Source organism: Thermogutta sp. (assembly GCF_014359955.1).
Classification (GTDB): Bacteria; Planctomycetota; Planctomycetia; order Pirellulales; family Thermoguttaceae; genus Thermogutta.
Window position 1 is genome coordinate 1 of record NZ_JACIYL010000636.1, and the last position, 2638, is coordinate 2638.

General features: G+C 59.5%; 2 protein-coding genes and 1 pseudogene. 1 reads left to right on the top strand and 2 read right to left on the bottom strand.

What is annotated here, in order from left to right; all coding sequences use genetic code 11:
* Positions 1-387, bottom strand: a 387-nt coding sequence (locus H5U08_RS15285) for a methionyl-tRNA formyltransferase (protein WP_297034951.1), incomplete at its 3' end; no start/stop codon positions are given.
* A gap of 369 nt (positions 388-756) precedes the next feature.
* On the opposite strand from H5U08_RS15285, the gene H5U08_RS15290 reads away from it, so the two are divergent.
* Positions 757-2145 (top strand): DUF1598 domain-containing protein, encoded by a 1389-nt coding sequence (locus H5U08_RS15290; protein WP_297034954.1) that lies wholly within the window; start codon positions 757-759, stop codon positions 2143-2145.
* A 35-nt stretch (positions 2146-2180) separates the two neighbouring features.
* On the opposite strand, the pseudogene H5U08_RS15295 reads toward H5U08_RS15290, so the two are convergent.
* Positions 2181-2638: pseudogene (locus H5U08_RS15295) on the bottom strand (deoxyribodipyrimidine photolyase); the annotation flags it as partial.

Genomic DNA, 2638 nt, shown 5'->3' on the forward strand with positions numbered 1-2638 from the left:
GGTGGTTTTTTCACCGTGATAGATCGCCCAATTGATGGGCGCGGCGCCTCGATATTTGGGGAGCAAAGAAGCATGGAGGTTGATCCCCCCTAAGCGTGCCGTGGCCAGTGTCTCGGGCGCGAGAATCTGTCCATAGTCGCAGACGACAAGCAGGTCGGCGTCCTGGCTGGCGAGAAACTCTCGGGAAGACGGGGCATTGATATCCTCGGGATCGAAAATCGGGGTGCCGTGTGCGAGGGCGATTTCCCGGAGCGGGCTGGGGGGAACAGGTTTTCCCCGGCGCACGAGAGGGGCCGTCACCAGGCACACCACCGAGTGATGGGTGCGGTAGAGTTCCTCAAACGTGGGAACGCCGAACGGTCCTGTACCAACCATGACCAGCCGCATCAGATCGTGCCGCCTCTATCTCGAGAGTTGCCTCGCCGATGTGAATCGGAATTCCTTATTGTTTCGCGGGATGCGGCAAGGTGTCCAGTCATCATCCCGAAGAGGGACCGCGACCAATCGGAGGGAGACGTTTTTCGGCCGGAACGTGCGGCTTCGGGAGAAATCAGCGGCGCTTGCTTGCTTTGCCTATGTTGCCCAATTATTATCGAGTATGATCCCAGGTGAGGGCCACCCGCCGCGAACAGGTCGGGATTCTGGAACCAAACAGGGTGACGTCGTTTCTAAACCGTTTGGGAGGCGGGTCCTGACCGTTCGCCGAGGTCAATTCAACTTGTTGGTGCGTTTGCACTGGTGATGGAGAGGAGTCTCATGTATCGCTCAGCTTTTCGTACAGGCCTGGTGTTGAGCGTTGTCCTGCTCCTTGGCTGGGGTGGGCTCGTCGAGAGAAGTTTTGCCCAGCAGAATCAGAACGCCGGGATGGCGGGCGTCGTTGTCAGCCCGGATGGTGTGCTCCGCACACAGGTGGTTTCCGATCCCACCGGGCAGATCATGCGGGACAGGATTGCGGCTGCCCGAAGCACGCTGCCTCCCGACGTTGTCCGCTTCAGCAAGTTGCGGAAAGTTTCGCTTCCGCGGTTGGAGCGGGCGATCATTCGACAGCAGGGGGTGCTCTCCGAAGAGATGAAGTATCTGGCCGGGTTGCAGCGCATCCGCTACGTCTTCCTTTATCCGGAAAGCGGCGACATTGTGCTGGCCGGTCCGGCCGAAGGTTGGGTTGAGGATCCGACTGGGCACGTGGTGGGGCTGACGACCGGGCGGCCTGTGATTCAGCTTCAGGATCTGGTGACAGCGTTGCGGGCGTATCCGCCGGATGGTGAAGGGCCGGCCGTCATCGGCTGCTCCATCGATCCCACGCAGGAAGGACTTGCCCGTATGCAAGAGTTCCTGCGGAGCATGGGCAGCTTCTTCCCGCCGGGAAGGGAGCGGGAAGTGGCCGCGAGGATGGTGGCGGGTGTTAAACAGAGTTTGGGCATGCATCAGATCACGATCATGGGAGTGCCTCCGGAAACCCATTTTGCCCATGTGCTCGTGGAGGCGGACTATCGGATGAAATTGATCGGGATCGGCCTGGAACGGCCGCCCGTGCGAATGGTGAGTTTCGTGGATCGCGCCCTCTCGTCGTCGGTGTCGCCCAACCAGCTCTTCCGCTGGTATTTTGTTCCCGATTATCAGTGTTTGCGTGTGAGTGATGACGGATCGGCGTTGGAACTGGTGGGTGAGGGGGTCAAGCTGGTGGGCGAGGACGAACTCGTGACGGCGAGTGGGGAACGCAAAACCGCGTCGGCGGCGAGCCTGGCCAGCAAAGCATTCACCACCAGTTTCACCAAGAACTATCCGCAATTGGCGGCCCGCGTGCCCGTCTATGCCGAATTGCGAAACCTCATCGACATGGCGGTCGTCGCGGCGTACATGCAAAAGCAGGACTACTACGGACGGGCCCAGTGGAAGATGGAGTTCTTCCGAGATGAGAAAAAATTCCCCGTTCGCGTGTATCCTGCTCCGAAAATGGCCGAGTCGGCTGTGACCGCCGTCATTCGCCCTGGTCGGGTCAGCACGCCGGTGGGTGGCGGGGTTCAGATCGAACCGGAAGAAGCCCTCCAATCGGAAAATCTCCTCCCCGATGAGAAAGGCGAGGTCCAGAAAACCAAGCAGAGCATCCGGGTCGATCTGCCCGACAATGTCTGGTGGTGGGATTGATCTTTCGCGCCGGTGAACGGACGGGGAACGCCTGATCAACCACCGCCCGGCCGCCCGTATTTTTGAAGATAGGCTTTCACACGCAGTTTCCGCATCGCACTGGCGGTGCTCATGTAACGGACTGTGCCGAAAATAGGCCTTTCGGGACCCCACGGGCGGTCGTAGCGGCCAAGGACCCAGCAGATCCCGGTGTAGGAGTTGGGATCACAGCCGTCCAGAGCATATCGGTCGTTCAACTCGATCATTGTCTCGAGTGCTGATTCTGGAGTGGGTGACCACTCCAGAATTTTTTTACCCCAGAGCATCCTCAAATAGTTGTGCATCCGTCCGTGCTCGCGCAGTTCGGTCTGGGCTGCGTTCCAGAGAATGTCGTCTGTGGCGGAATCGGCCAATTGTGTCTCGGTGTAAATTTTCGGACGGGGGTCGCTCCGATGAATCGTGAGCGTCCGTCTCGCCCATTCCGGAAGCGAGTTCCACGACTTGTAGTCCTGCT